Source organism: Bacillus sp. TL12 (assembly GCF_022625245.1).
Lineage (GTDB): Bacteria > Bacillota > Bacilli > Bacillales > Bacillaceae_G > Bacillus_A.
In genome coordinates this window covers 1-1,968 of the sequence record NZ_JAJJBY010000132.1, presented here as the reverse complement: position 1 = coordinate 1,968, position 1,968 = coordinate 1, and the positions used below count along the sequence as shown (strand labels likewise).

2 protein-coding genes are annotated in these 1,968 nt (G+C 29.0%); both read right to left on the bottom strand.

The window, feature by feature from the left end; all coding sequences use genetic code 11:
- Nucleotides 1–208 precede the first annotated feature (208 nt).
- Nucleotides 209–697, bottom strand: coding sequence for a hypothetical protein (locus tag LOK41_RS27960; protein ID WP_241819350.1), 489 nt, complete (start codon nt 695–697; stop codon nt 209–211).
- Nucleotides 690–1,136, bottom strand: a complete 447-nt coding sequence (locus LOK41_RS27955) for a thiol-disulfide oxidoreductase DCC family protein (protein ID WP_241819349.1) — start codon at nt 1,134–1,136, stop codon at nt 690–692. Before LOK41_RS27955 ends, LOK41_RS27960 begins: the two co-directional genes overlap by 8 nt.
- Nucleotides 1,137–1,968: the final 832 nt, after the last annotated feature.

Genomic DNA, 1,968 nt, shown 5'->3' with positions numbered 1-1,968 from the left:
TATTTGAAAACAATGAGAGAATTACTACAGATGATTCAATTTCTATGAATCTGAAGGTACTTTTATAGATTTCTAGATAGATTGATTACTGATAAGTGAGATTATGTTAACTATGATTGTATATGGTATACATATCATACTTCTTTTTTAATAACAAAATAATAGAAGGCAGAAACCACAAAAGCGATTAACAAAATAACGGGTACAATCATTGTATGTTCACCTTCTTTTTTGTAAGTGTTGTTGGTATAGACTTTTTATGTGCTTCTGGTGAATCTAAAAACACTCTTTTTAATTTTTTATATTCAAAGAAAAGTAAAGCTATACTCATACCTGTTAGTAAGGTGCTAACAGAACGAGCTGGTATCTCAAAACAAAAGTCAAGAATAGTAATATTTACTGTAATCGGTAAGTAAATAATATTCCCTAAAGTTGCTGTCCTTGGAATTAATAATAATAAAGCAGCTGTTATTTCTCCGAAAGCGATAAAAAGATTATATATATCTGAATAGCCAAAGAAATGCCATGCTAATTGCATAGCTGAATCCTTTGTCGAATCATATGTAAAGTCACCAGTAGAGAATTGACCCGGAAAGATCTTGATAATTCCATAAATCAAGAAGGTTAATGCTAAAGTCCATCTAAATGTAGTGATAATCGTCAGTCTCAGCTTTTTGAAAAACGTACTTCTATTCATTGATTTTCCTGCTTTCTGTTTGATCTGTAATAAACCTGTTTTGTATCTCTTTACTCGGGATGAGACAAGTTTCTTTTTTCCCAAACAATCGATATCGATTTCTTGAAATTAGTCTGTATATCTTATCTCTAAGGGGTTTAGGAATGAGACTGAATAAACGTAAGACTTTTATAGGTCCTTTAAGTTGACTTATTATGCGTAAAATGGCTGTAGATTCTATATGGACTTTATTATGTTCAATTAAAATAATAGAGGCTTTACCTTTCATCTTTATGTTGTAATCCTTAATAATTGAGTTTCCTAGTTCTGATTGAAGAGGTGCAAACTTAAACAGTTTCTTTGGGTCTCTTTTAATAACAAATTGAACCCACCCACTACATAGATTGCAAACACCATCAAAAAGGATAACAGATTGTTTTCTAGTCCCATTTTTGTACATATGTATCCTCTCTTTTGTGTAATTTTCCCATATTTGATTATAATACAAAAACCAAATAATGGCACCTTACAGTATTGTAAGGTGCCATTATTTAAAGGTATTTGTGCCGATAAAATGTTTTATGTGAACCAGTAGTATGTATTCATAACTTTTTATTTACAGTGTTTTGAATGTATACTTTTGTTATGTATTTTGAGGATATCAGGGGAATTGGGATGGGGTCAAGGTTTATAGGGATTTGAAAGTAAACTAATATTTAAAAGTTTACTTTCATTATTACAGGATGTTCATTAACATTTCAAAAATAATTAAAATATATGTACGACTAAAGTATAAATAAAACCATTAAGCTTTGCTAAAACTACGTAATAGAGATTTTTCAAATTTACATATACTCTAGATAATTAAGATGAAGCATCCAAAACGGGTGTTTTTTTCTTTGTTATATAAAATTTATATAATAAACGTGAAATTGAACAAAGTGGACAATTGAAAATATAATACCTCGTAGCCAAAATGTTTTAAACAAACGTTTGTTTAATTTTCCCACAATTGATTTCTTCATCATATAAGTAAAAAAGGGATAAGAACACTTTTTTAGTGCATTATCTCTTTTCGAATATGCATTTCATATCCCACGTAAATTTACCACATATTTCAATGGGACTTACAAATTGCTCTTCAATAATAATTATATCTTGTTTTTGTAAAAAATATACGATTTCAAACCTTTTCAAAAATACATGGCCAGAATGTCCGTGCTTTACATGTTTTTAAGAATTATAGTTGGTTACAACATGAACCTCATATAATTATAATTTATTAAACACGA